This window comes from Streptomyces sp. NPDC002809 (assembly GCF_040295435.1).
GTDB lineage: Bacteria > Actinomycetota > Actinomycetes > Streptomycetales > Streptomycetaceae > Streptomyces.
In genome coordinates this window covers 1-3,117 of the sequence record NZ_JBEOVJ010000168.1, presented here as the reverse complement: position 1 = coordinate 3,117, position 3,117 = coordinate 1, and the positions used below count along the sequence as shown (strand labels likewise).

Genomic DNA, 3,117 nt, shown 5'->3' with positions numbered 1-3,117 from the left:
GCTCTGGTTCCGTTGCCGATCGATGTCACCGCGCTCCGCGCGCGTACCGACACCATCCCCGCACTCCTCCGCGACCTCGTCCCCACCACCAGGCGACCCGCTGCACGTGCGGTGGCCGCGGCCGGGGCCGGAGACGGCCAGGAACTGCTGCGCAGCCTGGCGGGGCTCGCAGACGACGAGCGTTCCCGCAAGCTGCTCGAGATGGTCCGGGGTCGCGTGGCCAAGGTGCTGGGCCACGCATCGGCCCAGGCCATCGAGGCGGACCGGCCCTTCCAGGAGCTCGGATTCGACTCGCTCAGCGCGGTGGAACTCCGTAACGAACTGAACCTGACGACCGCGCTCCGGCTTCCCGCGACGCTGGTCTTCGACTACCCGACCTCGCGGGCCGTGGCGGGGTACATCGACGGGGAGCTCGACGGAAGCGGGGCCGGGGAGGCCGAGCAGCCGAGCAGCAGCCCCGCCTTGCGCGACCTGGACGACGAGCCGATCGTCATCGTGGGCATGGCCTGCCGCTACCCGGGTGGAGTGACCTCGCCCGACGACCTGTGGGATCTGGTCGCCGACGGCCGCGACGCGGTTTCGGGCTTCCCGCGCGACCGGGGCTGGGACATCGAGGGCGTGTACGACCCCGAGCCGGGTGTACCGGGCAAGACCTACGCGAACGAGGGCGGCTTCCTCTACGAGGCCGGCGACTTCGACCCGGCGTTCTTCGGCATCAGCCCGAACGAGGCCCTGATCATGGACCCGCAGCAGCGGCTGCTGCTGGAGGCGTCGTGGGAGGTCCTCGAACGGGCGGGGATCGATCCCCGCTCCCTGAAGGGGACCAGGACGGGAGTCTTCGCCGGCCTGATGTACCACGACTACGGCCAGGGAACGGAGGCCGCCGCGACCACGGGCGGCAGTCTGGTGTCCGGTCGCATCTCCTACACGCTGGGCCTTGAAGGCCCCTCGCTGACGGTCGACACGGCGTGCTCGTCGTCGCTGGTGGCCTTGCATCTGGCGGCTCAGGCGCTGCGGTCGGGCGAGTGCTCGATGGCGCTGGCCGGCGGTGTGGCCGTGATGTCCACCCCGGACATGTTCGTGGAGTTCAGCCGTCAGCGCGGGCTGGCGAAGGACGGCCGGTGCAAGTCGTTCGCGGGTGCCGCGGACGGTGCCGCGTGGTCCGAGGGCGTCGGTGTCCTGCTGGTCGAGCGGCTGTCGGACGCCCGGCGGCTCGGGCACGAGGTCCTGGCCGTGGTGCGGGGCAGTGCCGTCAATCAGGACGGGGCGAGCAATGGCATGACGGCTCCGAATGGTCCGTCGCAGCAGCGGGTGATCCGCGCGGCGCTGGAGAACGCAGGACTGTCGTACTCCGATGTGGATCTGTTGGAGGCGCACGGGACGGGGACCCGGCTGGGTGATCCGATCGAGGCGCAGGCGTTGCTGGCGACGTATGGGCAGGGTCGTCCGGAGGGCGATCCGCTGTGGCTGGGCTCGCTGAAGTCGAACCTGGGCCATGCGCAGGCGGCAGCCGGTGTGGGCGGTGTGATCAAGGCGGTGCAGGCGATCCGCCACGGTGTGCTTCCGAGGACCCTGCATGTGGATGTGCCGACGCCGCAGGTGGATTGGGCCGCGGGTGCGGTGGAGTTGTTGACGGAGTCGCGTGCTTGGCCGGAGCGGGATCGTCCTCGTCGGGTGGGTGTGTCGTCGTTCGGGCTGAGCGGGACGAACGCGCATGTGATCGTGGAGCAGGCTCCGGTGGTGGAGGAGCCGGAGGTCGTTGCTACGGCTGAACTGCCTGTGGTGCCTGTGGTGTTGTCGGCGCGGAGTGAGGCCGGGCTGTCGGCGCAGGCCGGGAAGCTGCTGAAGCAGCTGGATGCTTCTTCGTCTCTGCTGGATGTGGGTTTCTCATCGGTGGTGTCCCGTGCGGTGCTGGAGCATCGTGCGGTGGTGGCGGCCGCGGATCGCGAGGAGCTCGTACAGGGCCTGATCGCACTGGCCGAGGGCGGAGCCGCGGCTCCGGCGGTGCGGGGGGCTGCGCGGCCGGCAGGTGCCACGGCGTTCCTGTTCACGGGTCAGGGTGCGCAGCGGTTGGGTATGGGCCGTGAGTTGTACGGGGCGTTTCCGGTGTTTGCGGAGGCGTTCGATGCGGTGCTGGTTGAGTTGGATGCCCGGTTGGGGCGGTCGTTGCGTGAGGTGGTGTGGGGTGGGGATGCCGGTCTGCTGAACGGGACGATGTTCGCTCAGGCCGGTCTGTTCGCGGTGGAGACGGCGTTGTTCCGGTTGGTGGAGTCGTGGGGGGTGCGTCCGGACTTCCTGGTCGGCCACTCGGTCGGCGAGATCGCGGCAGCACACGCCTCGGGCGTGCTGTCCCTGGCCGATGCAGCTGAGTTGGTAGTGACACGCGGTCGGCTGATGCAGGCGTTGCCTGCTGGTGGGTCGATGGTTGCGGTGGAGGCGACGGAGGCCGAGGTGCTTCCGCTGCTGAATGACGGGGTCGCGTTGGCCGCTGTGAACGGTCCCCGTGCCGTGGTCGTTTCGGGTACGGAGGCGGCGGTTCGCGAGTTGGTCGCGACGTTCGAGGCGCAGAACCGTAGGACGAGTGTGTTGCGGGTGTCGCATGCCTTCCATTCGCCTTTGATGGAGCCGATGTTGGCGGAGTTCGGGGCGGTGGTGGCCGGGCTGTCGTTCGCTGCCCCGTTGATTCCGGTGGTCTCGAACGTGACGGGTGAGGTGTCGCAGGAGGTTGCGACGCCGTCGTACTGGGTGCGGCATGTCCGGGAGGCGGTGCGGTTCGCGGACGCGGTCCACTTCTTGGAGGACCAGGGCGTCACCTCCTACATCGAGCTGGGCCCCGATGGCGTCCTGAGCGGAATGGCGCAGCAGTCCGCACGCTCGGAGTCAGCTCTCTTCGTTCCGTTGGTGCGTAAGGGGCGGCCGGAGGTGTCGTCGGCTGTTGCGGCGTTGGGTCAGTTGCATGTGGCGGGTGTCTTGGTGGACTGGGCCCGGTTCTTCGAGGGTTCGGGTGCTCGGCGGGTTGATTTGCCGACGTATGCGTTTCAGCGTGAGCGGTTTTGGTTGGAGTGTGTGGGTGGTGGGGATGCGGGTGGTTTGGGGCAGGTGGTGGTTGATCATCCG

The 3,117-nt window shown here is 69.0% G+C and carries 1 protein-coding gene; it reads left to right on the top strand.

From position 1 onward, the window contains the following. The coding region (locus tag ABT025_RS39300; protein WP_351003618.1) for a type I polyketide synthase at positions 1 to 3,117 on the top strand (3,117 nt) is incomplete at both ends.